Source organism: Bradyrhizobium sp. 31Argb (genome assembly GCF_043638955.1).
GTDB lineage: Bacteria > Pseudomonadota > Alphaproteobacteria > Rhizobiales > Xanthobacteraceae > Bradyrhizobium.
The window spans coordinates 1-26,376 of sequence record NZ_JBEGDB010000100.1; the positions used below are offsets into that span (position 1 = coordinate 1).

24 protein-coding genes are annotated in these 26,376 nt (G+C 63.0%); 13 read left to right on the plus strand and 11 right to left on the minus strand.

The genetic code is table 11. From position 1 onward, the window contains the following. The 5 genes from AAFX91_RS20105 to AAFX91_RS20125 all read right to left on the minus strand — a co-directional run. A partial coding sequence (locus AAFX91_RS20105; RefSeq protein ID WP_394567589.1) for a RusA family crossover junction endodeoxyribonuclease occupies positions 1 to 406 on the minus strand: 406 nt, incomplete at its 3' end. 113 nt (positions 407 to 519) lie between these two features. After that, positions 520 to 726, minus strand: a complete 207-nt coding sequence (locus AAFX91_RS20110) for a DUF6494 family protein (RefSeq protein ID WP_130577446.1) — start codon at positions 724 to 726, stop codon at positions 520 to 522. Between the two features lie 16 nt (positions 727 to 742). After that, complete coding sequence (locus AAFX91_RS20115) at positions 743 to 1,012, minus strand: hypothetical protein (RefSeq protein WP_394567590.1); 270 nt, start codon at positions 1,010 to 1,012, stop codon at positions 743 to 745. Between the two features lie 139 nt (positions 1,013 to 1,151). Then, positions 1,152 to 3,059 (minus strand): propionyl-CoA synthetase, encoded by a 1,908-nt coding sequence (locus AAFX91_RS20120; protein WP_394567591.1) that lies wholly within the window; start codon positions 3,057 to 3,059, stop codon positions 1,152 to 1,154. A gap of 205 nt (positions 3,060 to 3,264) precedes the next feature. After that, positions 3,265 to 3,978: a tetratricopeptide repeat protein gene (locus AAFX91_RS20125; RefSeq protein WP_165421005.1), complete on the minus strand. Its 714-nt coding sequence runs from the start codon at positions 3,976 to 3,978 to the stop codon at positions 3,265 to 3,267. Between the two features lie 205 nt (positions 3,979 to 4,183). On the opposite strand from AAFX91_RS20125, the gene AAFX91_RS20130 reads away from it, so the two are divergent. Continuing rightward, positions 4,184 to 5,728 carry a cation:proton antiporter gene (locus AAFX91_RS20130; protein WP_394567592.1) on the plus strand — a complete coding sequence of 515 codons (1,545 nt, stop codon included), beginning with the start codon at positions 4,184 to 4,186 and terminating at the stop codon, positions 5,726 to 5,728. A gap of 101 nt (positions 5,729 to 5,829) precedes the next feature. Here AAFX91_RS20130 and AAFX91_RS20135 read toward each other — a convergent pair whose 3' ends face one another. Further along, positions 5,830 to 6,633, minus strand: a complete 804-nt coding sequence (locus tag AAFX91_RS20135; protein ID WP_130577441.1) for an SDR family NAD(P)-dependent oxidoreductase — start codon at positions 6,631 to 6,633, stop codon at positions 5,830 to 5,832. A 363-nt stretch (positions 6,634 to 6,996) separates the two neighbouring features. Between AAFX91_RS20135 and AAFX91_RS20140 the strand changes: the two genes are divergently transcribed. The 6 genes from AAFX91_RS20140 (at position 6,997) to AAFX91_RS20165 (ending at position 14,206) form a co-directional block, all read left to right on the plus strand. Beyond that, positions 6,997 to 9,036, plus strand: a complete 2,040-nt coding sequence (locus AAFX91_RS20140; RefSeq protein ID WP_282526611.1) for a TRAP transporter fused permease subunit — start codon at positions 6,997 to 6,999, stop codon at positions 9,034 to 9,036. Positions 9,037 to 9,051: 15 nt separating this feature from the next. After that, the gene (locus AAFX91_RS20145; protein ID WP_130583497.1) at positions 9,052 to 10,026 is read left to right on the plus strand and encodes a TAXI family TRAP transporter solute-binding subunit; all 975 of its coding nucleotides are present in this window, start codon (positions 9,052 to 9,054) and stop codon (positions 10,024 to 10,026) included. Between the two features lie 197 nt (positions 10,027 to 10,223). Continuing rightward, the gene (locus tag AAFX91_RS20150; protein WP_394567593.1) at positions 10,224 to 11,231 is read left to right on the plus strand and encodes a Bug family tripartite tricarboxylate transporter substrate binding protein; all 1,008 of its coding nucleotides are present in this window, start codon (positions 10,224 to 10,226) and stop codon (positions 11,229 to 11,231) included. Positions 11,232 to 11,444: 213 nt separating this feature from the next. Continuing rightward, on the plus strand, positions 11,445 to 12,356 hold the full coding sequence (locus tag AAFX91_RS20155) for a YncE family protein (RefSeq protein ID WP_394567595.1): 912 nt from the start codon (positions 11,445 to 11,447) through the stop codon (positions 12,354 to 12,356). Further along, positions 12,353 to 12,616: a beta-propeller fold lactonase family protein gene (locus AAFX91_RS20160; protein ID WP_394567597.1), complete on the plus strand. Its 264-nt coding sequence runs from the start codon at positions 12,353 to 12,355 to the stop codon at positions 12,614 to 12,616. Before AAFX91_RS20155 ends, AAFX91_RS20160 begins: the two co-directional genes overlap by 4 nt. 372 nt (positions 12,617 to 12,988) lie before the next feature. Next, positions 12,989 to 14,206: an EAL domain-containing protein gene (locus tag AAFX91_RS20165; RefSeq protein WP_130583495.1), complete on the plus strand. Its 1,218-nt coding sequence runs from the start codon at positions 12,989 to 12,991 to the stop codon at positions 14,204 to 14,206. A gap of 24 nt (positions 14,207 to 14,230) precedes the next feature. Here AAFX91_RS20165 and AAFX91_RS20170 read toward each other — a convergent pair whose 3' ends face one another. Next, positions 14,231 to 14,710 (minus strand): hypothetical protein, encoded by a 480-nt coding sequence (locus tag AAFX91_RS20170; protein WP_028168237.1) that lies wholly within the window; start codon positions 14,708 to 14,710, stop codon positions 14,231 to 14,233. 262 nt (positions 14,711 to 14,972) lie between these two features. Here AAFX91_RS20170 and AAFX91_RS20175 point away from each other — a divergent pair, with 262 nt between their 5' ends. Then, positions 14,973 to 15,248, plus strand: a complete 276-nt coding sequence (locus tag AAFX91_RS20175; protein WP_394567605.1) for a hypothetical protein — start codon at positions 14,973 to 14,975, stop codon at positions 15,246 to 15,248. 121 nt (positions 15,249 to 15,369) lie between these two features. On the opposite strand, the gene AAFX91_RS20180 is transcribed toward AAFX91_RS20175, so the two are convergent. From AAFX91_RS20180 to AAFX91_RS20190, 3 genes are all read right to left on the minus strand, one after another. Further along, entirely contained in the window at positions 15,370 to 16,563 is a 1,194-nt protein-coding gene (locus tag AAFX91_RS20180) for a hypothetical protein (protein ID WP_394567598.1), read from the minus strand. Between the two features lie 38 nt (positions 16,564 to 16,601). Next, on the minus strand, positions 16,602 to 17,582 hold the full coding sequence (locus tag AAFX91_RS20185) for a tripartite tricarboxylate transporter substrate binding protein (protein ID WP_282526607.1): 981 nt from the start codon (positions 17,580 to 17,582) through the stop codon (positions 16,602 to 16,604). Positions 17,583 to 17,770: 188 nt separating this feature from the next. Then, positions 17,771 to 18,394, minus strand: a complete 624-nt coding sequence (locus AAFX91_RS20190; RefSeq protein WP_394567599.1) for an NUDIX hydrolase — start codon at positions 18,392 to 18,394, stop codon at positions 17,771 to 17,773. An 85-nt stretch (positions 18,395 to 18,479) separates the two neighbouring features. Between AAFX91_RS20190 and AAFX91_RS20195 the strand changes: the two genes are divergently transcribed. The 5 genes from AAFX91_RS20195 (at position 18,480) to AAFX91_RS20215 (ending at position 23,934) form a co-directional block, all read left to right on the plus strand. Beyond that, positions 18,480 to 18,902 (plus strand): PaaI family thioesterase, encoded by a 423-nt coding sequence (locus AAFX91_RS20195; RefSeq protein WP_394567600.1) that lies wholly within the window; start codon positions 18,480 to 18,482, stop codon positions 18,900 to 18,902. Between the two features lie 30 nt (positions 18,903 to 18,932). Further along, positions 18,933 to 19,952 carry an aldo/keto reductase gene (locus tag AAFX91_RS20200; RefSeq protein WP_282526605.1) on the plus strand — a complete coding sequence of 340 codons (1,020 nt, stop codon included), beginning with the start codon at positions 18,933 to 18,935 and terminating at the stop codon, positions 19,950 to 19,952. A 162-nt stretch (positions 19,953 to 20,114) separates the two neighbouring features. Continuing rightward, positions 20,115 to 21,251, plus strand: coding sequence for a TRAP transporter substrate-binding protein (locus tag AAFX91_RS20205; protein ID WP_394567602.1), 1,137 nt, complete (start codon positions 20,115 to 20,117; stop codon positions 21,249 to 21,251). 113 nt (positions 21,252 to 21,364) lie between these two features. Then, on the plus strand, positions 21,365 to 22,033 hold the full coding sequence (locus AAFX91_RS20210; protein WP_394567603.1) for a TRAP transporter small permease subunit: 669 nt from the start codon (positions 21,365 to 21,367) through the stop codon (positions 22,031 to 22,033). Further along, positions 22,030 to 23,934, plus strand: coding sequence for a TRAP transporter large permease subunit (locus AAFX91_RS20215; RefSeq protein ID WP_394567604.1), 1,905 nt, complete (start codon positions 22,030 to 22,032; stop codon positions 23,932 to 23,934). Before AAFX91_RS20210 ends, AAFX91_RS20215 begins: the two co-directional genes overlap by 4 nt. Before the next feature lie 130 nt (positions 23,935 to 24,064). Here AAFX91_RS20215 and AAFX91_RS20220 read toward each other — a convergent pair whose 3' ends face one another. After that, complete coding sequence (locus AAFX91_RS20220; protein WP_394567606.1) at positions 24,065 to 25,777, minus strand: outer membrane beta-barrel protein; 1,713 nt, start codon at positions 25,775 to 25,777, stop codon at positions 24,065 to 24,067. Positions 25,778 to 26,376: the final 599 nt, after the last annotated feature.

The window sequence follows — 26,376 nt, forward strand, 5'->3', positions numbered from 1 at the left end:
AAGGCTTCCTCCTAAAAGAAAGCCTTGAATCACGTTCAATCTGATTTGAGAATCCCAAGAGTCCACACGGCCTAGGAGTCCCAAATCCGATGACGTTTCCAGGTTCGAACTTCTGAACCAGAACCCGATGGACCTGCCGATCATCCACGTAGATATGCTTACCCAATGCATCAAGCACAGGCTTGACAATGTTGTCGATATCACCGGCCATCTCGGCAGCGGGGAAATAAAACAATGTTGCCGCGACCGGGCCTTCCGTCGCGAAATGCCCCTCCGGCAGGACCGCTCGCGTCGCATCAATAACGCGCGCCTTCCATTGATCCACTGACTCCCGGCGCTTGGCGGATAGGGAAACGGGAGTTCCGGCCACCAAGAATTCAAGCGGAAACTCGATTTCCACGCTCATCGTCGTAGTTCGAAGGCCAAAACAGTATCAATTCAGAAAGCCCGGGGCTTGCACAGGCCCGGCTCCATTTCAACTGCCTTGCTTCGAGCGGCCTCCATAGCTGCTCGCTGGCTTCATCCGAGCGCGATTTCTTCCGTCACCTCGTGCTTGAGCCCGACGGCGTCGATCGTCAGCGTCATTTTCGCCGTCAGCTTCTCGTTGCCCTTGAGGCGGCCGGCTTCGATCGCGTCGCGTACGGCCTTTTCGATCTCGCGCTGGGAGGTGATGCCGACGCGCTTCAGGAATCGGCGCAGGCTTTCGTTGAAGACGTCCTCGTTCATGACGTTCCTCCTCTGCTTATGGCCTCACCGGATTGTTGAGCATGTATTCGCCAAGATTGCGCTGACGACGGTCGGCGCGCGCTTCGGCGTGCTGCCGCTGGACGTCGCGGTCCTTGCGGCAGGCGACATATTCGGGCGAGCCCTGCTGGACATTGTTGGCGCGGCAGAAGGCGTCGTCATCGCCCGCGGCGTCGGCCAGCGGCGCCGATCTCCGCTCGAGGCAGCCGGCGAGCAGTGGCGCGACTAGGAACAGCGCGATATGGGCTCGGGCGAAGTAACGTCGCATACGTGGTTTCCCTCTTTCGTCATTGCCGTGCGCCCGTCCCCGACCTGATCGGGGATGACCCGGCAATCCATCGAAAAGATGGCGGCTTCTCTGATCTTGATGGATGCCCGGGTCAAGCCCGGGCATGACGATCCAACCGTCACACCCTTCCCTTCAGCGCGTCGCCGATCTCGTCGAGCACCTTGGGGTCCTCGATCGTGGCCGGCATGGTCCAGCTTTCGCCGTCGGCGATCTTCTTGATGGTGCCGCGGAGGATCTTGCCCGAGCGCGTCTTCGGCAGGCGGCCGACCGTGATCGCGAGCTTGAAGGCGGCGACCGGGCCGAGCTTTTCGCGCACCAATGCCACGATCTCCTTCTCGATCTCGGCGGGCGGGCGGCTGACGCCGGCCTTCAGCACCAGGAAACCGCAGGGCACTTCGCCCTTGATCGCATCCTTGACGCCGAGCACGGCGCATTCGGCGACATCGGGATGCGAGGCCAGGATCTCCTCCATGCCGCCGGTGGAGAGCCGGTGACCGGCAACATTGATGATGTCGTCGGTGCGCCCCATCACCCAAACATAGCCGTCCTCATCCTTGTAGCCGGCGTCCGACGTTTTGTAATAGCCGGGGAATTCGGAGAGGTAAGATTCCTTGAAGCGCTCATCCTGCTGCCACAGCGTCGGCAGGCAGGCGGGCGGCATCGGCAGCTTGATCACGATCGAGCCCATGGTGCCCGCGGGCATCGGCCTTGCGGCTTCATCGACCACATCGACCTGATAGCCCGGCATCGGCACCGTCGGCGAGCCATGCTTGACCGGCAGCATGCCGAGCCCCACCGGATTGCCGGCAATGCACCAGCCGGTCTCGGTCTGCCACCAATGGTCGACCACCGGTACCTTCAATTGTGCCTCCGCCCATTCCACCGTCGGCGGATCGGCGCGCTCGCCGGCGAGGAAGAGCGTGCGGAAATTTGCCAGATCGTACTGCCGGATGAACTTGCCTTCCGGATCCTCCTTGCGGATGGCGCGGAAGGCAGTCGGCGCGGTGAAGAACGCAACCGCCTTGTGCTCGGAGATCACCCGCCAGAACGCGCCGGCATCGGGCGTGCCGATCGGCTTGCCTTCATACATGATCGAGGTCGCGCCATGGAACAGCGGGCCGTAAACGATGTAGCTGTGGCCGACCACCCAGCCGATGTCGGAACCGCACCACCAAACCTCGCCGGGCTTGACGCCATAGAGGTTGAACATCGACCATTTGAGCGCGACCAGATGCCCGCCATTGTCGCGCACGACGCCCTTCGGGATTCCCGTCGTGCCCGAGGTGTAGAGGATGTAGAGCGGGTCGGTCGCGAGCACCGGGACGCAAGGCGCGGCCTTGCCGGCATCGAGTGCGGCGCGGCTCAAGCTGGCCCAGTCGTGATCGCGGCCCGCGGTGAGCTCGCAACCATGCTGCGGACGCTGCAGGATGATGCAGGCTTCCGGCTTGGCGCTGGCAAGCTTGATCGCCTCGTCGAGCAGCGGCTTGTACTGCACGATGCGGCCGGGCTCGATGCCGCAGCTCGCCGAAAAGATCAGCTTCGGCTTGGCATCGTCGATGCGGCTGGCCAATTCCTTTGCGGCAAAACCGCCGAACACCACGCTGTGCACCGCGCCGATCCGCGCGCAGGCCAGCATCGCCACCACCGCTTCCGGCACCATCGGCATATAGAGGATGACGCGGTCACCCTTGGTCACGCCGAAATCCTGCATGACCGCGGCGAGCGCCTGCACTTCCTTCAGAAGCCCGGCATAGGTGAATTTCGTGATGCTGCCGGTGAGTGGGGAATCGTGGATCAGTGCGACCTGGTCGGCGCGGCCGCCGAGCACGTGGCGATCGAGCGCGTTGTAGCAGGTGTTGACGACGGCGCCGGTGAACCAGCGCCCATAGACGCCGAGCGAGGGATCGAAAACCTTCTTGGCCGGCTCGATCCAATCGATCTCCCGCGCCGCCTCGCTCCAGAAACCATCGGGATCAGCCAGCGAGCGTGCATGGATCTCGTGATAGCGGCTGTTGTGAATGTTCATGGCGTTCCTCCCGGTCTTTCTCCCCGTCATGGCCGGGCTCGTCCCGGCCATCCACGCGTTGCTTCCTCAGCCGGGAAGGACGTGGATGCCCGGCACGAGGCCGGGCATGACGCAAGCGGCTAGTTCATCGTCTTTGACCGCATTGTCACGGACAGCGGCCACGATTCAAGCCGAAAAGAGCGCTCCATTCAGCCAGCGGCCGCAGCTAATACCCGTCGACCCCGTTTAGCTTCTGCAGCCGCCGCTTCATCGCCGTCGGCAGGTCATAGCCGGGACGGCCGAACTGGGCGTTGCGGCGGGCGATGAATTCGTCCTGCTCGCGCTGCAGGGCGCGGGCGGCACGCGGATTCTCGGCCTCGCGGACCGCCCTGGCATTTGCCGCAAAGATCTCGCGGTCGAGGTCGGCGAGATCAGGGCTGGCGCAGATGGCCCTCTCCACCGTGCGGCGCGCCTTGGCGCAATTGAAACTCGGCTTGCCGGCGACGGCCATCAGCGCGCCGAGGCGCTCGAGCTCCAGCGCCAGCGACTTGTAGTTGGCGCGCGCCGCGGCGTGATCCGGGTTCAGCTTGATCGCTGCGCCGAAGTCAGCGAGCGCCTTGGGCCGGTCGCCCTTCTTGCGCCAGAGCTCGCCGCGCGCATTGAAGCTATCGGCGAGCGTCGGATCCAGCCTCAGCACGGCGTCGTAATCGGAGATCGCGCGGTCGACCATGTCCTTGCGGGCATAGGCGTCACCGCGCGCGATCAGCGCCTTGACGCGATCGGCCTTGGCGGTGTTTTCGTTGTCGATCAGCGCCGTGCAGAGATCGACGGCCTTATCGTTATCGTCAGCGCCGGCAGCAGTGAGGCATGGCGCGGGATCGGCCTGCACATCCTTGAGCGGTTCTACGCTGGTTGCAAATGCAGGCTGGGCGAGCGCCATGCAAAGGCTCGACGCGACGATGACGCGTCGGATGAAGAGCCAGGATTGCATCGATTGGTCCGGTAGGAATTCTTGATCTCGAGCCAATGGTAGCAAACGACGCGTACCCCGCACCAGCGGGAGATTTGTCGCGATTTCCGCGCTTGCTCATGGGCTCGCAAACTCATGCTAGATTAGCCAATGACTGCCAACAGGAATTTGACGCGTGTCAACCTTCGAATGGACCATCGTCCTGCTGCTCGTCGCCATTCCGCTGTCGGCGGTGGCGCGACGGATCAACGTGCCTTATCCGACCTTCCTTGCGGTCGGCGGCGTGCTCCTGACCTTCCTGCCGTCGGGGCCATCCTGGACATTGGAACCCGGCCTCGCGCTGGCGCTGTTCGTGGCACCTGTGCTGCTCGATGCCGCATTCGATACGTCGCTCCGCGACCTCCGCAACAACTGGTTGCCGGTGTCGATGCTGGTGCTCGCTGCGGTCGGCACCACGACCGCCGCCGTCGCGCTGGTGGCGCATTGGCTGAGGCCGGACATGCCATGGGCCGCGGCGATCGCATTGGGCGCCATCGTCGCTCCGCCGGATGCGGCGGCCGCGGTCGCGATCCTGCGCCAGGTCAAGCTGCCCTATCGGCTGCTGAAGATCCTCGAGGGCGAAAGCCTGCTCAATGATGCCAGCGCGCTGCTGATCTATCGCGTCGCCGTTGGCACTGTGGCAGTCGAACACCTGAAGCTGCGCGAATTTGCGCCGTCGCTCGTGCTGGCGGTGATCGGCAGCCTGATCGCCGGCTATCTCTTCGCCCGGCTTTCGATGCTGCTGACGCGCCGAATCGCTCACGCGCCGAGCGCGATCATCACCCAGTTCGGCGGCACGTTCATGGCGTGGATCATCGCCGAGCGGATCGGCCTGTCCGGCATCCTCACCATCGTCGTCTTCGCCATCACCATGGCGCGTACTGCACCGGCGCGGACGCCGGCGCGACTACGCGTGCCGTCCTACGCGGTGTGGGAGACCGTGGTGTTCGTGCTCAACGTGCTCGCCTTCATGCTGATCGGCATGCAGCTCAAGCCGATCTGGGCCGGGCTCGACGAGGTCGTGCGCGTGGAATATTGCATCTTTGCCGCAAGCGCGCTGGCGGCCGTCGTCCTCGCGCGCATCGGCTGGGTGATGAGCTATGGCGCCGTCGTCAGGCGGCTGGTGGCGTGGGGGCTGTTTCATCCCCACCGCGCCGCGCCGCCGCCGACGGTCAAGGGCGGCATCGTCGTTTCCTGGTGCGGCATGCGCGGCATCGTCACGCTGGCGGCCGCTTTTGCATTGCCGGAAGATTTTCCGTATCGCGACCTGATCCTGCTGACCGCCTTTTCTGTGGTATTTGGAACGCTGGTGATCCAGGGCTTGACCCTGCGGCCTTTGATCCTGGCGCTGCGTCTGAAGGACGACGACCCGGTGACGGCCGAGGCAGCGCGCGCCCGCGCCATCGCCTTTCGCGCCGCGCTGGAGGAGATCGACAGCGATCCGTCCGAAGAGGCCGAAATCCTCAGGCTGGAGTACCGCGCGCTCCTGATGCGCGCGGAGACCGATCCAAGCGGCGGCGTCACCTCGAGCGAGCTTCCCGCCGACCCCTTAAGACGCCGCGCGATCAGCGCCGCCCGGCAATCGCTCTTGACGCTGCGTGAATCCGAGGAGATCGGCGATGATGCGTTTCACCTGATCGAGGAAGAACTCGACCGTGCGGAATTGAGCGCGCAGGCGTAACGGGAATTTGTAGGGTGGGCAAAGCGAAGCGTGCCCACCTTTCTTGCACCGAACGTGGATGGTGGGCACGCTTCGCTTTGCCCACCCTACGGCACCACGCGCTAACTCACCTTCAGCGTCACGCCGCCGTCGACGACGAGTTCAATTCCTGTGACGTATTTCGATTCGTCCGAAGCCAGGAACAGCGCGGCGTTGGCGACGTCCCAGGCGTCGCCCATGTGGCCCATCGGCACCTGCGCGTCGCGAGCGCGCCACATCTCGTCCACATCGCCGGCAGCATAGCTGGCGGCGAGGCCGGCGGAATGCGCCACCATCGGCGTCTTCATCAGACCGGGCAGGATCGCATTCACGCGCACATGGTCGCGCGCGAACTGCACCGCGGTGGTGCGCGTCATCTGGTTCATCGCCGCCTTGGTGGTGGCGTAGGTGACGTAGGAAATGCCGAGATGGCGGATCGAGGCAATCGAGGAGATGTTGATGATCGAGCCGCCGCCCTGCTTCTGCATCACGGGGATCACGTGCTTCATGGCAAGATAGGCGCTCTTGAGGTTGACGGCGAACACGCGGTCCCATTCCGCTTCGCTCACCTCGACGACGCTGCCCATCTCGGCGATGCCGACATTGTTGTCTGTTACGTCGATGCGGCCGTATGTCTTGAGGCATGCCGCGACCATCGCCTCGACGTCGGCCGCACGCGAGACATCCGCGGTGAACGCGGTCGCATTGCCGCCCTCGCCGGTGATGATGCCGGCCGTCTCTTCCGCGGCAGCCGCGTTACGGTCGACACAGAACACGCTGGCACCCTCGCGGGCAAAGGTGACGGCGGTCGCCTTGCCATTGCCCCAGCCCGGCCCGATCGAGCCGGCGCCGACCACCATCGCGATTTTGCCCTTGAGCCGATCCATTGGTTTCTCCCTTGCTATTCGTGTTGTAGCCCGGATGAAGCGAAGCGTAATCCGGGGCCTGGCGCTCCCAAATCACAGCTTCGCTTATCCGGGCTAAGGATTACAGGCCGGCGCGCCAGGCGCCGACCAAGAATGCGGCAGCCGCCAACCTGGAATTCATGAGTATTCCCCTTGCCGGGAAATTGGCCGGACGCGCGCCCGCGGTCAACCCAATCCGGCTGAAGTGCCCGATGCATACGCCGCATGTATCATCCGAAAGTCGCAGGCGCGATGCCCCTTGCAACGCTTCCCCCAAACCAGCATGAATGCGCCGCCCAAGACCCGGCCATCCAGCCGGGCTACAGAGAGCGTACCGGGGGAAGCATGACCACAGAAGGCCGACCGTCAGGCAAATCGTCGCCCAATGACGACGTCGTCGCCATCTCCGAGGAGGCGCTGCAAAAAGCGGAAACCTTCGTTGAGGCTGAGGAAGGCGCGACCAACCGCCTGATGGGCTGGGCGGGACGCATTTCGACCACGATCGCGGTGGTCATGAGCCTGTTCCACCTCTATGCCGCCTACGCGATCGTTCCGACCCAGGAACTTCGCTATACCCATGTCGCCTTCACGCTGGTGCTGAGCTTCCTGCTGTTTCCGCTGGCTACCCGGTTTCGCAACCGCGTACGCTGGTGGGACATCGTGCCGGGCATCGTTGCGGTCGCAACCATCGTCTATGCGCTGTGGGGCGGCGAGGATTTCACCGACCGCGCCACCACGCCCGACCACCTGGATGTCATCGTCGGCATTGTCTTCATCGTGCTGCTACTCGAGGCGACGCGGCGCACGACCGGACCCATCATGCCCGTGGTGTCGCTGTTCTTCATCGCCTATGCGATGCTCGGTCCGCATTTGCCGGCACCGTGGACCCACCGTGGCTATGATTTGTCCCGCCTGGTGGGCCATCTCTTCATCACCCTGGAAGGCATTTTCGGCGTCGCGGTCGATGTGTCGGCCACGCTGATCATCCTGTTCACCATCTACGGCGCATTCCTGCAGCAATCCGGCGCCGGGAAATTCTTCATCGACTTCTCGCTGGCGCTGATGGGCGGCAAGCCGAACAGCGCAGGACGGACGGTCGTGCTGTCGTCGTTCCTGCTCGGCGGCCCCTCGGGTTCCGGCGTCGCCACCACCGTGATGATCGGCACCGTGGCCTATCCGATGCTGGCCAAAGCAGGCTTTGAGAAAAACGCCGCCGGCGGATTGCTGGCGGCCGGCGGCCTCGGCGCGATCCTGTCGCCGCCGGTGCTGGGCGCGGCCGCCTTCCTGATCGCCGAATTTCTCAAGATCAGCTATCTCGACGTGATCTGGATGGCGACCATCCCGACCTGCCTTTACTACATGTCGCTGCTGTTCATGGTCGAACTGGACGCCCGCAAATTCGGTGCCAAGGACGTCAACTTCAAGCCGGAGATGACGCTCGGCCAGATGACCAAGCGCTACGGCTTTCACTTCGTCTCATTGGCCGCCGTGGTCGTGTTCATGATCATCGGCTATTCGCCGTCACTGTCGGTGTTCTACGCCGTCGTGGTCACCTTCGCGTTGAGCTTCCTGCGGAAGGAAACGGCGCTGGTACCCTCGAAGCTGGTGAAGGCGCTGGCCGACGGCTCGATCGGCGCGCTCAATGCCGCGACCACCTGCGCATGCGCCGGCATCGTCGTCGGCATCGTGACGCTGACGGGTCTCGGCCTGAAATTCTCGTCGATCGTGATCAGCTATGCCGGCGGCAGTCTCCTGCTGACCGCGATCTATACCTCGCTGATCGTCTGGATCATCGGCCTCGCAGTGCCGGTGACCGCCTCCTACATCATCTGCGCCGTGATCGCAGCGCCGGCACTGATCAAGCTCGGCGTACCCGATTACGCCGCGCACATGTTCATCTTCTACTACGCCGTACTGTCGGAGGTGTCGCCGCCAACAGCGCTCTCGCCGTTCGCGGCTGCCGCCATCACCGGCGGCGATCCCTACCGCACGACGCTGCAATCGTGGAAATACACGCTGCCCGCCTTCCTGGTGCCGTTCGTGTTCGTGCTTGATCCACAGGGCGTCGGTCTCCTGCTGGCGATTCCCAAAGGCGGCTCGTGGGTCGATATCCTCGAAATCACGATCAAGGCGACCATCGGGCTACTCGCGCTTGCCGCGTTTGCCCAGAACTGGGCACTGCGACAAACTACGCCGATCGAACGCGGCCTGCTTCTGCTATCCGGATTGCTCTTGGTGTTTCCGAGTCTGATCGAGGCGATCGTCGAATGGATGATCGGCCGCGATATCAGCTACACCTACGTGCCGGGCCTGATCATTGGCCTCGGCGTGCTGCTGTGGCAGGCGAGAACACCGACGCCGAAGGAACCGGCGCTTACGATTTAATCAGGGAGTGACAGGATGAAGAAACTGAAAAAGACCGTGGCGATACTGGCTGTGACGATCTCGGCCGGTCTCGCCTTTGCCGGCATCGTCCATGCGCAGCAGAAGATCATGTCGATCGGCACCGGCGGCACCGGTGGCGTGTACTATCCGCTCGGCGGCGCGGTCGCCAACGTGCTCTCGAAGAACCTTCCGAACGTGCAAGCCACCGCCGAGGTCACCGGCGGCTCGGTCGACAATCTCAAGCTGATCGGCACCGGGCAGAGCGAAATGGGCTTCACCATGGCCGATGCCGCGCTCGACGCGCTGCAGGGCCAGGACAAGTTCAAGAACAGCAAGGTGCCGCTGCAGGCCCTCCTCGTCGTCTATCCGAACCGCATGCATGTGGTGACCGTCGAAGGGACCGGCATCCAGTCCATGGCGGATCTCAAGGGCAAGCGCGTTTCGACGGGTTCGCCCGGCAGCGCCACCGAAGTGATGGCATTCCGTGTCATCGAAGCCGCCGGCCTCGACAAGGACAAGGACATGAAGCGCGAGCGGCTCGGCGTTGCCGAATCCGTCAACGCCATCAAGGACCGCAAGATCGATGCCTTCTTCTGGGTCGGCGGCATTCCGACCGCGGCGGTGACCGATCTGGCGGCGACCCCCGGCATCAAGATGAAACTGATCGACCATGGCGACCTGGCCGAGAAGATGAACGCCAAATACGGCAAGCTCTATTCGCCCAGCACGATCAAGGCGGGCGCGTATCCGGGCTATGACAAGGACAACTCCATCACGGAGGTCTGGAACCTCATTGTCACCGGCGACAAGATGAGCAACGACGATGCCTATACGATCGTCAAGACGCTGGTGGAAAAGAAGGCCGATATCGTCGCCGTGCACAAGGAAGCCGAAAGCTTCTCGCTCGACAACCAGCGGCAGGATCGCTCCCCGATCCCGTTCCATCCCGGCGCGCTGAAGTATTTCAAGGAAAAGGGCATCGGCGGCTAGCTTTTTTGACGCGTTTTCTGCGCAGATAAGTCTACGCAATCTGCGTAAACTTGATTGCTATACGAACCGGCATCCACTTCGCTCGAAAACGCTATAACGCGCCCCAACCAGAATTCCTGACCACCCGCCGAGCGGCGCCATCGTGCGCCGCTCGGTTTTTCGGCGCCTAACCTTCCGCATCGCTCAAGGACTTTCAAATGCCCTCTTCGACCGTCGCTTCGTCAAATCTCAGCCGCCGCTCTCTGCTGCGTGGCACCGCCGCGCTTGCCGGCACATCGCTGCTGCCGCACCTGGCGCGCGCCGCCGAATGGCCGACGCGGCCGGTCAAGCTCCTGGTGCCGTTTGCCGCCGGCGGAACCACCGACATCCTGGCCCGCGTGGTCGCGGCCAAGGTCTCGGAGGAGTTCGGCCAGCAGTTCATCGTCGAGAACAAGACCGGCGCGGGCGGCAACATCGCGGCCGACGCCGTCGCCAAGGCCGATCCCGACGGCTACACCTTCCTCATGGGCACGCCGGGCACGCATGCGATCAATCCGTTCGTGTTCAGGAACATGCCGTTCGATCCGCTGAGGGATATTGCGCCGGTCATCATCATCGCGCGGGTGCCCAATCTCTGCTCGGTCACCAATTCGCTGCCGGTGAAGTCGGTCGCCGAACTGATCGACTATGCCAAGTCGAAGCGCGGCGAATTGTTCTACGGCACGCCCGGGCTCGGCAGCACCGCCCATGTCTCGACCGAGTTGTTCCGCTCGATGACGGGCGTCGAAATCACGCATGTGCCCTACAAGGGCAGCGCACCGGCATTGACCGACCTGATCACCGGCCGCGTGCATCTGATGATCGACAACCTCCCCGCCGCGCAGCCCTTCGCCGAAGCCGGACAGATCCGTCCGCTTGCGGTATCTACTTCCAAGCGCTGGCCGCTATTGCCTGACCTTCCGACAATCGCGGAAGCGGGCGTGCCCGGCTACGAGGCCGCTTCCTGGTTTACGATCGCGGCTCCTGCGAAGACGCCGAAGGAGATCATCGACCGCCTCAACGCGAGCGTCGCCAAATTCCTCAGGACCGAGGACGGGATTGCGCGTCTGCGCAAGCTCGGCGCCGAACCCGTCGGCGGCTCAGCCGAAGACATGCAGGCTTACGTGCTGGCGGAGACCGAGAAATGGGGCAAGGTCGCCAAATTCGCGGGCATCAAGCCGGAGTGACGATAGCGACGCCGAGCGGATATGAGACGCCCGATGTGCCCCCGGCCGGGAAATGGACCGGACGGGGCGCGTCGGCCAACCCATCCAAACGACGCATAGAGCCGAGCGCCAATACGCACGTCAGTTTGGTCATTGGCAACGATCGTGTTCCCTGCTTAATTTTCCCTGCGCGAAACCGGCCCGCCAGTGGCCGGCGCAACCGGGAGAACGCCAATGCCTGCTTACCGCGCCGTCGGACTATCTTTGGGAGCTGCAGTCCTGCTCTGCAATCTCGCCTTCAATCCTGTCCATGCGAAACCCTTCATGATCGTCGGTCTCGACGAGAAGCTATTATGGGATGACGATGGAAAACCGATCCTGTCGGTGCCCGGCAAGGACCAGGTTCTCATCCTCGACCTCGCCAATCCCGAAAATCCCAAGACTGTCGCCTCCCTGCCGCTGAAGAATTCAGTGGTGGGACCGCCGGTCAATCTCGACATCGACCCGACCGGCTCGATCGCTCTCGTCGCCGATTCTGTCGATGTGACCAAGGACGGCGATGCGCTGAAGCAGGTGCCGGACAACAAGGTCTATGTCATCGATCTCAAGGCCAACCCGCCGAAGCTGGCAGCGACTGTTACCGTCGGCAAGCAGCCCTCGGGGCTCAGCATCAGCTCGGACGGCAAGATGGCGTTGGTCGCCAATCGCGGCGACAATTCCGTTAGCGTGCTCTCGATCAATGGGAGCGACGTCAAGGTCACCGATACGATTGCGTTGCCCGACAGCGTCGCCCATGTGGCGTTCACGCTGGACGGCAAGCGGGCGCTTGCTGTCCGCTTCCCCGCACACAAGGTCTCGGTGCTCGATATTGCCGGAGACAAGGTCACCTACAACAAGGTCGATCTGCCGACGGGCCAATGGCCATACAATGTTGCGGTGACGCCAAATGGCAAACTCGCACTGACGTCCGACAATGGCGGCGCCGGCTCATCCGACGGCAGCGTCGACACCACGAGCGTGATCGATCGGAAGCCAACCCGCCGCGCATCATCGATCGTGTGGTGGTCGGCGACGGTCCCGAGGGCTTGGCGATTTCGCCGAAGGGAGATCTCGCTGTCGCCGCCATTTTGCGCGGCTCCAACATGAAGAACGCGTACTACTATCACAAGAACGGCACCCTCACGGTGCTGAAGATCGACGGCAAGAAGGTGACCAAGACTCAGGACATCGAGGTCGGTGGCTTGCCCGAGGCGGTCGCGTTCACGCCGGATGGCAAGTACCTCCTCGCCGGAAATTACCTGACCCAGGATTTCTCGATCCTGAAAGTCGATGGTGGGAAGGTTAGCGACACCGGCAAACGCTTCAAGGTGCCGGGTCACCCGGCTTCGGCGCGCATGGGGCACTAAGATCGGCATCGAGCCGGAGGGACGATAGGAGCAGCATCGATCACGTGAATGCTATTCTCAAAACGGGAATCGATCACGGCGACAACGATAAACAACCACAGACATTAACGCGTGCTGCCGCCGCGAAACGACGCGGCGGCGCACCATTGCAATCGCCTCGCGAGCAGTTCGGACCGAATGGCGTCGGAGCACGGCATTTGCGGCCGGCGATGGCCTCATCTGCTTCGATTTTTAATTACAATTTTAGCTTCATTTGTCTCTTTAACCCTACCTAAGCATTCATGGGGATTTGCAGGGAGGGTCCTCAAATTTCCAGATTAAGGCCGCCACTGAGATGTACGAGTCAAATCGACATCGCGGGAGAGGGCGGGCATGCATCACATCAACCCCAAGGAATACGCACGACCCGGCTGGTTCGGTCATCGCAAATTGACGCCGCGGGCTTGCGTCGCAGATAGCAAGAAGCACCTTCGTACCTTTCTTTCTGATGCTCTCGAGGATCTCGGGTTCATCACCTCGGAGTGCGGCGAGGCCACCGAACTGGATGGCGCGCTGGACGCGCATCGGCCCGACCTGCTTGTGCTCGGTGTCTCGGTCAACGGGATCGAGGTCGGCAGGATTCTGGAGGTTCTCGTCAGGAAGAATTTCGCCGGCAAGGTTCTCGTCATCGGCCCGCCCGAGTCGATTATGGTAAAAGCGGTCAGGCAAATTGGCGAAGAATACGGCGTAGCCATGCTGCCGCCGCTGGCGACGCCGTTTGGCGCAGGAACGCTGCGCGACAGCGTCGCGATGCTGCTGCCACAGGAGCCCGCGCCGAGCCCCGCGGTCGATGTGGCAGAGGCGCTCAAAGCCGGTTGGCTCGAATTGTGGTACCAGCAGAGGATCAACCTGCGCACGCTGGTGCCCGCGGGCGCAGAAGCTCTGGTCAGGATGCGGCATCCGGCCTGGGGCGTGGTGCCGCCGGCCTATTTCATTCCCGATGAGAGCGATCCGCATTTCCATGCGCTGTCCGAATTCGTGGTCGGTCGCGCCATCGAGGACTGGCACTATCTGCTGGAGCAGAAAGGACCGGTAGACCTCTCGATCAACCTGCCGGTGTCGTTCCTGAGGGATCCGCAAGCCGTGCGCGAACTATGCCGTCGCGTGCCGCAGCACCCCGCCTTCGGCGGCCTGCTGCTCGAGATGGGAAGCGCCGAGGTGATCGAGAACCTAGACCTCGTGATCGAGGTGGCGCGGCAGGTGCGGTTCCACAACATCGCAATATCGGTCGACCAGGTCGGCACCGAGTGGCCGTCGCTGATGGGGCTGAAGAGCTTTCCCTTCGTCGAACTGAAGATCGATCATCAATTCGTCACCGGCGCCGCCGACGACCGGCTGAAGCAGACCGTGTGCAAACATGTCGTCGAGCTCGCCCACGACCATGGCGCGCGGGCGCTTGCCCAGGGCGTTGAGACCCGCGCCGACTTCCTCACTGCTCATGCGGTCGGTTTCGACCTGGTGCAGGGCTATCTGTTCGGCAAGCCGATGGGGGTAAAGAAATTCGCCCGCTCGCGGCCTTCCCCGGCTGCGAGCGCGGAATCGAAATCGTGACGTTCACTGCGACGGTCCAGAGGCTCACTGGAACGTCATGTCGATGCATTTCGAGATATCCGAGCCGAGGCCGGAGGAGATGGTGATGCAGCCTCGCACCTTCTGCACGTTGTTGTCGCTGGCCCAGACCGAATAGCCGCCGGGACCGAAGAACGAGTTGGTGTTCGGCGGTTCGGTTTCGGTAGCGTCGAAGGAGTAATTGCCATCGGTGTCGAAGATGCGCGGCCGCTTGGTGCAACCGCCATCGGCCTGCACGTTGATAACCTCCTTGTTGTCACGCGTCAGCGCCAGCGAGACCTGGCAGCGGAAGTATTCCGAGGTCTTGGTGTTGAACAGATAGGCGTAGGACTTGCAGGTCGCGGTGTTGAGCTTGCCGGCGGACAATCCCCGGCTGCAGGCGATGCGCTGGTTGTTGGAGAGCTTGAATTCGTCGGCATAAGCCGCGGTGGCCATCGTCATGAGCGAGAGCGCAATACCGAAACCGATATTCATGCCGGGGGTCATTCGAATCATCCCTATCAAACTTTTCGCAATCATGCGTTTGTAGATGGAAACGGCAACATAGTCGCGAAGCAGGAAATCACAAACCCGCAGGATGCACGTGATGCCGCACGACGACTTCCGTCGTATTGACGGAATAATGGCGTTCGTGATTTGTTCAAGACAAGGGCGCCGGTTTCGGCAGCGACGACTGGGGAGGATGATCATGACTCGATTTCAGGCCAAGACTTTTTTGACGACGACCTTTTTGATGGCGACCTTTTTGATGGCAGCGGCGCTGACGACGCTGACCGCTCCCGCACTCGCACAGGATGCATCGCCCGCGCCCTGGGAGCTGAAGTCCGACATGGGCTACGCCTATGGCAAGGACGGTTCGACCCTCGCCTACAAGATGGGGACCAACAATGCCGGCCTGCTGCTCAAGGGCGCGAAGAAGGTGCCGAGAGGCACGCTGTTCTTCGTCGGCCAGAACGGCCAGCTCTACATGCGCTCCGGCCCCTATCTCGAGGGCGACGGCAAGTTCATGTTCGGATCGAACTAGGCGGCGCGTGCTTTCGTAGGGTGGGCAAAGCGCAGCGTGCCCACCATCCACGGTCGGTGCAAGAAAGGTGGGCACGCTGCGCTTTGCCCACCCTACGGCCCGAGGCTACGGCCCGCGGACGCTAAAACACCGAGGCCAATTCCTTGGCGCCGGGCTTGTTGCTGTTGAAATCCATCCGCTCGTCGGTGACCGCGAGCAGCTTTGCTACCGTGTTGTGGCGGATCGCGACCGGGTTGCGCTCGTAGCCGCCGCGCTGGAAGAAGTTCGACGTCGGCACCCTCTCGCGCATCGCTTGCGGCATCGTGACCATGTCGTAGCCGGTGCCGTCGCCGGTCAGATTCATCATCTCGAGCTCGGCCGCGGTCAGCGGGCGGGTGTAACCCTTGGTCCGTGCGAAGATGACTGATGTCAGCAGCTTGTGGGTCTGCAGCATCGGGCCGACGTCGACATCGAGCACCATGGAATGGACCGCCCAGCCCTGCGGCGTGCTCGCGAGCCGCTCATGCGCCGACCAGTCGTCCGGCACCGTGCGTGCGAACGCGACCATCTTCTTCAGCACCGCGAGCTTGTGATCCATCGCCTTGCGCGCGGGACCGGACAGCGTGGCGGCCTTTTGGGTCAGCACCTTGATGAACTCAGGGCCCTGCTGGGCGATCAACTCGACGGTGTTGGTGGTGAGCAACTGATTGTAGCCGATTGCGGTCGAGATCGCCCTTGTGCCCGGACCGCGGTAGCCCGACTGCATATCGTGATTGCCGCTGCCGCCGGTTTCAAACGAATAGACCCGCACCGCCTGCTCGCGCGTCAAGCCGGCCGCGAGCGCGTAGCGGGCGTAGGCGCGCTTGAACTCGATCTCGGTGGCCGGCCGTTGCGGCGTGAACTGAAACTGCTCGGCGGCAGCCTTCAGGAAATCGGCGACGACAGGAATGGTCCTGCGTGGACGCGACGGTTCCTCTTCTTCCGGTTCCGGATTCACCGGCCGTTTCGGCCCGGTATAGACCGGCGGCTGGTCGAGCACGTAATCATCGAGCGCGATCGCCTGCCGCTCGCGCCGCTTGGCGTTGCGGGTGCGGCGCTTCTCGGCGATCGCGCTCCAGTAGGCGCCCGCTTCCTCGTCGAAGGCGGCGCGCGCTTCCTGATATTCCCGCAGCTTGCGGCGATATTCGGCGATTGCCTGCGGCGTCGCGGCCTGCGCCATCGCATCCGCAGTGGATGCCGAAAGGCTGGCAGCCTCGACCGCCACGGCCTCCGGCGCGCTCGCGAACAGCGCGAGCGCGACCAATCCGGGGAAACAGCGAATCAATGGCAGGCGCATCGCTCTCTTGTAGCAAGGACTCCTGCAAAGTCACCCTATCACTCCGGCTCGACGCCGCTGGCCTTCACGAGCTGCGCCCACTTCTTTTCGTCCTTGTCGATGAAGTCGGTGTAATCCTCTGGCGAACCCGGCGTGATCTCGGTGCCATCAGAGCCCAATTGCCGCTTCACCTCGTCCGAGGCGAGCGCATCGCGCAGCACCTTGTTGAGCTTGTCGATGATCGGCCGTGGCGTGCCGGCCGGCGCGGCGAGGCCGTAATAGAGCGAGGCGTCGAACCCGGGAACACCGGCCTCGGCGATCGTCGGCACGTCGGGCAGGAGATCGGAGCGGGTCGAACTCGTCACCGCGAGCGCGCGCAATGTCCCCGCGCTGACATTGGCGTGGGAGGCCGGGATCGGCGCAAATGCCATCGGAATGTGCCCGCCAATGAGGTCGACCAGCGCAGGGCCCGTCCCCTTGTAGGGAACATGCACGAGCGAGATGCCGGCGCTGCGCGCGAAATATTCGCCGGTGATGTGGCTGGCGGTACCGGCGCCGGCCGACCCGAAACTGATCTTGCCGGGATTTTGTTTGGCGTAGGCGATCAGCTCGGCGACGTTCTTGGCCGGGAACGACGGATGCACGACCAGCGAATTCGGCGCATTGCCGATCATGCCGATCGGCGCGAAATCTTTCCGCGGATCGTAGCCCGCCTTCTTGTAGAGCGACGGGCCGATCGCGAGCGTCCCGGTATAGCCGAGCACCAGCGTGTAGCCATCGGGATCGCTCTTGGCGACCGCCTTGGTGCCGACCGTGCCGCCAGCGCCGGGACGGTTGTCGATCACGATCTTCTCGCCGAGCAGCTCGCTCATTTTCTCGGCGATGCCGCGGCCGACGATGGAGGTGCTGCCGCCGGGCGCGAAGGGGATGACGAGCGTGATCGGCCGGTTCGGATAATCCTGGGCCTGCGCGGTGTGAAATGCCGCGCCGACAGCAAGTGCGGCGATGACGGCGCAAAGTCGTTTCTTCCAGGACAGCATGTCCGAACGCCTCCCCTGACGTTTGTTGTTATGGCGGCATTGTCACTCAAATGAGTGGCATCAGCAACCAGACTTCTGATGGCTGAGCCGCCCGTCATTGCGAGCGGAGCGAAGCAATCCATCGCGCCACTCGTGGAGATGTGGATTGCTTCGTCGCTGCGCTCCTCGCAATGACGGCTGAGTGCTGCCTACTTCCAGGCGAAGACCGGCTGTTCGAGATCGGCGACGCGGGTGTCGCGGCCGGCCAGCACTTCGCGGAACTGATAGATCAAGGCGGCCGTCGGCGCGTGGATGTGCTGGCCGGCGTGGCGGAAGCGGATCACGCGCCTGACACTTTCGGGAATGGTAGTGAAGCTGAACGCATCCTCCGCCTCGATCGCCTGCAGCGTGATGCGATGGACCGAGGCGACCTCGTCCGGGTTGGGCGCGATCGGCGCCCGGGTCGAGACCCACACCACGATCGGTGTGATGAGATAGCCCGAGCGGGTCGGATAATCGTCGAGCACGCCGAGCACATCAGCATCATCGACGCGGAGGCCGAGCTCTTCGTGCAGCTCGCGGAGCGCCGTTTCCGCCTGGGTCTCGCCAGGGTCGCAGCGTCCGCCGGGCAGCGCCCATTGCGCGCTGTGGCTGCGCAAACTGGCCGCACGGCGGGTGAGCAGGAATGCGGTCTCCTCGCCCTCGCCTCTTGTGAGCGCGATTGCGACCGCCGCACGTTTGAGCAGCGGCGCGCTGTCATCCGGCAGGCGCGTGAATGCCGTACAGAGCTCTGCGATATTCCGCCGGGTGGCATCGTCAAATGTGCGGGCCATTGACTCTTGACTACAACAGTCCCGCGTTCGATGAAATGACTTGGTATCACGACTTTATCACGCCTTGCCGGACGGAAAGCATCACATGACGAAACCGCCTGCGGAAAAGCTCAAATCCGACGGCTGGAAGATCGTCGATACATCCGGTTTCCTGCATCTGGTCGGACCGCTGTGGCAGCGCCTCGTCGGCGACGAGCATGAATATGCATTGATCACCGAGGACAAGCATCACAATCGCCGTGGCCTGGTACAAGGCGGCGTGATCATGACCTTCGCCGACCGCACCTGCGGCATGACCGCCCGCTACGTCTCGGGCAGGCCGACGCTGGCGACCGTGCAGCTCGACACGCATTTTGTGGAGGCCGGCAAGATCGGCGAAACCTTGATCTCAAAGCCGCGCGTGGTGCGGTCGACCAGGAGCCTGATCTTCATCACCACGGAAGTGACCGTCGACAGACGCTGCATCGCCATGGCGAACGGCGTGTTCAAGATATTGAAGAGCGAGTAGGCTTAACATCCGGGTTCGGAGGAGCAGACGATGCAGTACCGTCAACTCGGCCGCAGCGGCCTGAAGATTTCGCCGATCTGCCTGGGCACCATGATGTTCGGCGGCCCGACCGATGAGGCAACGTCGGCGCGGATGATCGCAAAGGCGCGCGAAGCCGGCGTCAACTTCATCGACACTGCCGATGCCTACAACGCCGGAAACTCCGAGCAGGTGGTGGGCCGCGCGATATCCAACAACAGGCAGAACTGGATCCTCGCCACCAAGCTCGCCAATCAGATCGGTGACGATCCCAATTTTGGGGGGCTGTCGCGACGCTGGGTGCTGCAGGCGACGGAGGCGAGCCTGAAGCGGCTCGGCACCGACTACATCGACATCTACTACCTGCACAAGGAAGACCACACGACGCCGCTGGACGAGACCGTGCGCGCGATCGGCGACCTGATCAGGCAGGGCAAGGTGCGCTATTTCGGCGTCTCGAACTACCGCGCCTGGCGCCTCGCCGAGATCTGCAACATCTGCGACCGGCTCGGCCTCGACCGCCCGATCGTGAGCCAGCCCTATTACAACGCGATGAACCGCATGCCCGAGATCGAGCATCTCCCGGCCTGCGGCTATTATGGCCTCGGGGTGGTGCCCTATAGCCCACTCGCCCGCGGCGTCCTGACCGGCAAATATCGCCCCGATGCTACCCCCGACAAGGACAGCCGTGCCGGCCGCAGCGACAAGCGCATGATGCAGACCGAGTGGCGGCCGGAATCCTTGAGGCTTGCGCAGGAGATCAAGCAATATGCCGAGGCCCGCGGCATCACCGCCGCGCAGTTCGCGGTCGCCTGGGTGCTGAATTCATCCTTCGTCTCCGCCGTGATCGCCGGTCCTCGCAACGAAGCGCAATGGGACGACTACGTTCGCGCGCTCGACTATCGCTTCACCGCCGAAGACGAGGCGCTGATCGATGGGCTTGTGGTGAGTGGGCATGCTTCCACGCCCGGCTACAACGATCCGGCCTATCCGATCGAGGGCCGGCGGGCGCGGACGGCGGAGCGGTCATAGCCGCGCTCAAGAAATAGGCTGCATACAGTCTTCACCGGCCCCCGCGTCCTAGCGTCGCATCGTCGGGAACGTTCTTGCCAAACCGCTGCGCACGCCTTTGTCTTCCTTCCTAAAAAAGCAGATCTCCAACGATCGCGATCAAAAAATGGCAGGGAGGAAACCATGACCAAATCCAGCAAGGGCAGTACGTCCAGTCGCCGCCGCTTCCTGAAGGTTGCGGCCGCAGGCGCAGCAGCAAGCGTTGCAGCGCCCACCATCGTCAGCGCGCAGGGTCCGATCAACATGCGCTGGCAAAGCACCTGGCCGGCCAAGGATATTTTCCACGAATACGCGCTCGATTACGCAAAGAAGGTCAACGACATGACCGGCGGCGACCTTAAGATCGAGGTGCTTCCCGCCGGCGCCGTGGTACCGGCCTTCGGCCTGCTCGACGCCGTCTCGAAGGGGACGCTCGACGGCGGCCATGGCGTGCTGGTCTATCACTACGGCAAGCAGACCGCGCTGGCGCTGTGGGGCTCCGGTCCCGGCTACGCGATGGACGCCAACATGCTGCTCGCCTGGCACAAGTATGGCGGCGGCAAGGAGCTGCTCGCCAAGCTCTACGCCTCGATCGGTGCCAATGTCGTCTCCTTCCCGTATGGGCCGATGCCGACCCAACCGCTCGGCTGGTTCAAGAAGCCGATGTCCAAGGTGGAGGACTTCCAGGGCCTGAAATTCCGCACCGTCGGCATTTCCATCGACGTGTTCACCGGCCTTGGCGCCGCCGTCAACGCGCTGCCGGGCGGCGAAATCGTCTCGGCGATGGACCGCGGCCTGCTCGATGCCGCCGAGTTCAACAACGCCACCTCCGACCGCGTGCTCGGCTTCACCGACGTCTCCAAGATCTGCATGCTGCAGAGCTACCATCAGAACGCCGAGCAGTTCGAGATTATGTTCAACAAGACCAAGTACGACGCCCTGCCGGACAAGATGAAGGCCATCATCTCCAACGCGGTCGACGCGGCTAGCCAGGACATGAGCTGGAAGGCGATCGACCGCTACTCGAAGGACTACGAGGAGATGCAGACCAAGGACAAGGTCAAGTTCTACAAGACGCCGGACTCGATCCTGCAGAAGCAGCTCGAGATCTACGACCAGGTGGTCGAGAAGAAGTCGGCCGAGAACGCGCTGTTCAAGGAGATCGTCGAATCCCAGCTCGCCTTCGCCAAGCGCGCGACGCAGTGGGAGAACGACACGGTGGTCAACCGCCGCATGGCCTACAACCACTATTTTGGCCCGAACGCCAAGAAGAAGACCTGAGCGGGCGCCGCGCACGACCGAAAGCGTCATCCGGGGACACCGAACCCCGGATGGCGCTTCCGCTGTCTCTACACCAACCCGATACTTCCGAAAACGGCCGATAGCGAACGCAGATGAACGCACAGCGTTTCCTGTACATGATCGACGGCATCAGCACCTGGACCGGCAAGGCCGCGGCGTGGCTGGTTGTCGCCCTGATGGGCCTCGTCTGCGCCGAGGTCTTCAAGCGCTACATCCTCAACATGCCGACAGCCTGGATCTTCGACGCCTCCAACATGCTGTACGGCACCCTGTTCATGCTCGCCGGCGCCTACACGCTGGCGCAGAACGCCCATGTCCGCGGCGATTTCCTGTATAGCTCGATGCGGCCGCGCCTGCAGGCCTCGCTCGACCTCGTGCTGTATTTCGCGTTCTTCCTGCCGGGCATCGCGGCGCTGGTCTACGCCGGCTGGGACTATGCGCTCGATTCCTGGCGCATCAACGAGCATTCCAACGTGACCGCCGACGGCCCGCCGGTCTACCACTTCAAATTCATGATCCCGCTGGCCGGAGCCTTGGTGCTGCTGCAGGGCGCCGCCGAGATCGCGCGCTGCATCATGTGCCTCAGGACCGGCGCCTGGCCCGACCGGCTCCGTGACGTCAGCGAGATCGACGTCGTCGAGGAGCAGCTCGCGCACAGCGAATATGTCGACGAACAATCGCGCAAGGCCGCGATCGCGCATGCGCAGGACATCGAGGAAAGCGCGCGGCAGCGCGGCATGGGCGGGGACCTGCAACGATGAGCGATCCGGCAGTCGGCCTGTTGATGCTCGTCCTCATCGTGATCGTCATCATGATGGGCTTCCCGACGGCGTTTACGCTGATGGGCCTCGGCATGTTCTTCGGCTTCTTCGCCTATCACCGCGGCGGCGAGGCCTGGGGCGACAATCACATCTTCGACCTGATGGTCCAGCGCACCTATGGCGCGATGACCAACGACGTTCTGATCTCGATCCCGCTGTTCGTGCTGATGGGCTACGTGATGGAGCGCGGCGCGCTGGTCGACAAGATGTTCTATTCGATCCAGCTCGCGTTCCGCCGCCTGCCCGCTTCGCTCGCGGTGGCGACACTGATCGTCTGCACATTCTGGGGCATCGCCTCTGGCCTGGTCGGCGCGGTCGTCGTGCTGATGGGCGTCATCGCCTTCAACCCGATGCTGAAGGCCGGCTATGACGTCAAGCTCGCGTCCGGCGTCATCACCGCCGGCGGCACGCTCGGCATCCTGATCCCGCCATCGGTGATGATCATCGTCTACGCCGCGGTCGCCGGGCAGTCGGTGGTGAAGCTCTACGCCGCGGCGATGTTTCCCGGCTTCTTCCTCGCCTTCCTCTATCTGGTCTACATCGTCGGCTGGGCGCTCTTGAATCCAAAGATCGCGCCCAAGCTTCCCGAGAGCGAAACCAAGGTTCCGGTGCGGCCCTGGATCGCCAAGCTGCAGCAGTCTTATTCGCGCAAGATGCTGCCGGCGCTGCTTGCGGCGGTGCTGATGCCCGGAAGGGCCGTCAACGCCAGCGTCGACGGCACCCGCGTCACCTATTCGATGCTGCTGACGAATCTCGGCCACGCCCTCGTGCCGCTGGTGCTGACGCTGGCGACGCTGTGGGCTGCGTGGTGGTACGTCGTGATTCACCAGCAGCCGGATGTTCAGCCGCAAGTCCCGGTCGCCGCGCAGCAACAGCAGCAGCGCGCGCAGGAGACGCTTCAGCCGCTTGGCGCCGGCGCCCAGCCTGCGGAAGACAGCACGGAAGAGAAACTCGAGGAGCTCGGCGGCGGCGCCAGCCGGTCGGAGGCCGCCACGAAGAACGAGCCGGAAGTGCTGGAGCAGATGGGCAGCGCCGAGCTGCGAGGCAAGACCATCGCGGCACCAGCGGAGCTCGGACCACCGCCGGAGTTCTACACCTATTTCGCGTTCATCGCCGGCATCTGCGGCCTGCTGCTTCTCTACTATTACTGGACCATGGAGGCCGAGCAGTTCGAGGTGCTGCGGCTGCTCATCACCTCGGTGATGCCGCTCGGCATCCTGACGGTGGTCGTGCTGGGCGTGATCCTGTTCGGCATCACGACCGCAACCGAGTCGGCCGCGGTCGGCGCGGCGGGCGCCTTCCTGCTGGCGTTCCAGGCGCGGACGCTGGACTGGAAGCGCACCAAGGAAGCGGTATTCCTGACCGCCAAGACCACCTCGATGGTGTGCTGGCTGTTCGTCGGCTCGGCGCTGTTCTCAGCGGTGTTCGCGATCCTCGGCGGCCAGGCGCTGTTGGAGAGCTGGGTGCTGTCGCTCAAGATGTCGCCGGTCCAGTTCATGATCCTGTCGCAGGCGATCATCTTCATCCTGGGCTGGCCGCTGGAATGGACCGAGATCATCGTGATCTTCGTGCCGATCTTCCTGCCGATGCTGAAGCACTTCAACATCGATCCCGTTCTGTGGGGCGTCCTGGTGTTCGTGAACCTGCAGGCGGCGTTCCTGTCGCCGCCGGTTGCGATGTCGGCCTTCTATCTGAAGGGCGTGGCGCCGAAACACGTCACGCTGAACCAGATCTTCGCCGGCATGATGCCCTACATGCTGATCGTCATCATCTGCATGGTGCTGATGTATATCTGGCCCGGCCTGACGCTGTGGCTGCCGAACTATCTGTACGGCAACTGACAGGTCGGCACGATCTTCTCAGTACTCCTAGAGCATTTTCGGTTCTGATTGAATCAGAACCGAAGCTCTAGATTCTTGTTTTGACGCGTTTTCTTCACGCGAACCGGTATCCACTTCGCTCGAAAACGCTCTAATTCACTGCATTGAACTTGTAGGATGACTGCAGGAACGTGCCGAAGCGTTCGGCACGGATCGGGAGGACCGACGTCGGAAACGGACTGCCGAATCCCCTGGTGAGAACATCGGTCGTCCACATCGACCAGAAGCGGCCGCCGACGCCGACGCAGCGCTCGGTCACGTCATAGGTCAGCACGGCTTCGAGCTGCATGCCGCGCCCGGTGCCGTTGGCCGGGGAATAGGGCGACGACTCGTCAGAACGCAAGTAATGTGTATCGAGACCGGAAACGGAGACGTAGGGCAAATAGGCCGCATCGGCCGTGAGCTTGAGCCCGGGGGCAATCGTGACCATCGCGTTCACACCGACGCGCAGAGAGTGCCAGTCTTCGGACTGCGAGATTGTGATCCCGGTGGTCGGCGACGGAACGGCGCAAATCACACCGCCGCCGGGATACGCAATCTGCGCGCATCCATAGGAGTCCTTGCGGTCGCGATAGAAATTATAGCCTGCGAACGCCCCGAGTTTCGCGCCCGGCGTTTCCAGCAAGGTGTATCCAACGTCCAGCGTGGCATAGGCAATCGTGCCCTCGACCCTGCCCTGGTATGTGTTCGAATAGGCCATGGCCGTGTCGCGATAGGTTGGTAGCCAATCCTCATCGTTCATGTGGCCGGATGTCAGCCCGCCGCCGCCGGCGAAGCCTTTCAGGAACACCCTGGCCGGACTGTCGACCCGGCCGAACACCTCACCGGAGTGCCCTGTGGTCTCATAGGTGAGCCGTGAAATCAGCGCGTTCTGCAGCGGCTGATCTGTGCTCATGCCGAGATCGTTCTGATAGCGACCGCTGCTGTACCAGTAACGCGCGCCGACTTCCGCCGACCACCCGGAGACCGAAGGCGCCGCCGTCAGCAAAGCGGCGGGCCGATTGTCCCAGCCGCGCGATGCTTCCGCACCAGGGCGATAGTTCACGCCCAGCTTGACGACATGGCTGTCCTGCCGGACTGCCGTCGGCAGACCAGCGGTCTCGACCAGGCTGGCTGGATCGAGCGGTACCGTCTGAAAACCACCAAGCGGCGTCGCGATGTCGCGGCTCCCGAAATTGGCATAGTCGTATTCCAGCTTCATCGACCAAGCCGGTGCCAGAGCGTGTTCGACACCGAGCCCGATTGTCCATCCCCACTGCACGGCATTGGCGTTCACCGAAGCTTCCGGCCGCCCGAAGAAATCGAGAGCGTTGGTCGTCATCGATAAACGGCTCGACAGAAACGCGGCGCCGCCTTTCACATAGGCCAGCGAGTGACCGGCCGGCCCGAAGGCCTGGCCGACCCGCCCGGTGATGGTTCCCATCACATCCTGCTGGATACGGCAGTTCGCCGAGACGAACAGGCCGGAATAGGCGAGACAGGTGTTGGTGCCGTCGGCATCGACGGCGGACACGTCGGCTTCGAGGCCGAACACCCACGGCGATCCGGCCTGCTGCCAGTTGTAGCCAAGCTGGCCGCCGATGAGGGCCTTCGGCGTACGGATGTCGTCGCCATAGATCGACGGACCGTAGGGATCACCGACATGGGTGATGCCAGAGCCTCCGCCAAAATGTCCGCCGATATAGAAGCCGCTCCAGGTCCACGGCGCCGGCGGCGCCTTCACGACCAGCCTTGCAATGTCGGCCGAAAAAGCATCCGTTCCGTTCAACGCCATGAGCACGCCGACCACCACCACGTACCGCATCCGTAACACGAGCCGAGTCCTTTTCTTCGAGGAAACCAACTACGCATTACTGAGCCCGCACTATGGTAGGGGGCGAAGATTCGAACACCACCGGAGATAGCACATCAGCCGCACCCCGCAACAGCGGCTCGCGCGGAATGGAGCCAAGCATTACCACGGGAGGTTGTAGTGGCGCAGTTCGTAGGATGGGTTTCGCTTCGCTCTACCCATCCTACGACTGTCGTCCCGTCGAAAGACGGGACCCATAACCACAGCGAGATGTCGTGGCGCGAGCAAGCGGTTGCAGCGGAGCACACGACAAAAGCCTGTGGTTATGGGTCCTGGCCTTCGCCAGGACGACGCCGTCAAAGCGAGCGCAGCGAAGCAATCCACCTCTCCACGCGCGGAGGTATGGATTGCTTCGCTGCGCTCGCAATGACGGGGATGGGTTCTAGTTTAAATTTCAAACAGTGTGAGGATGCGAGTCCGCATTCTCGCGGCGCGTTGCGTCCGAGCTTTGATTCACTTTCCACCCTCCTCGAGATCAGAGGGCGCAGGGAAAGCCGGGTGCCGGTTGCACCCATGGGTCCCGTGCAACAAAAAGCACGGGGGTAGGACCA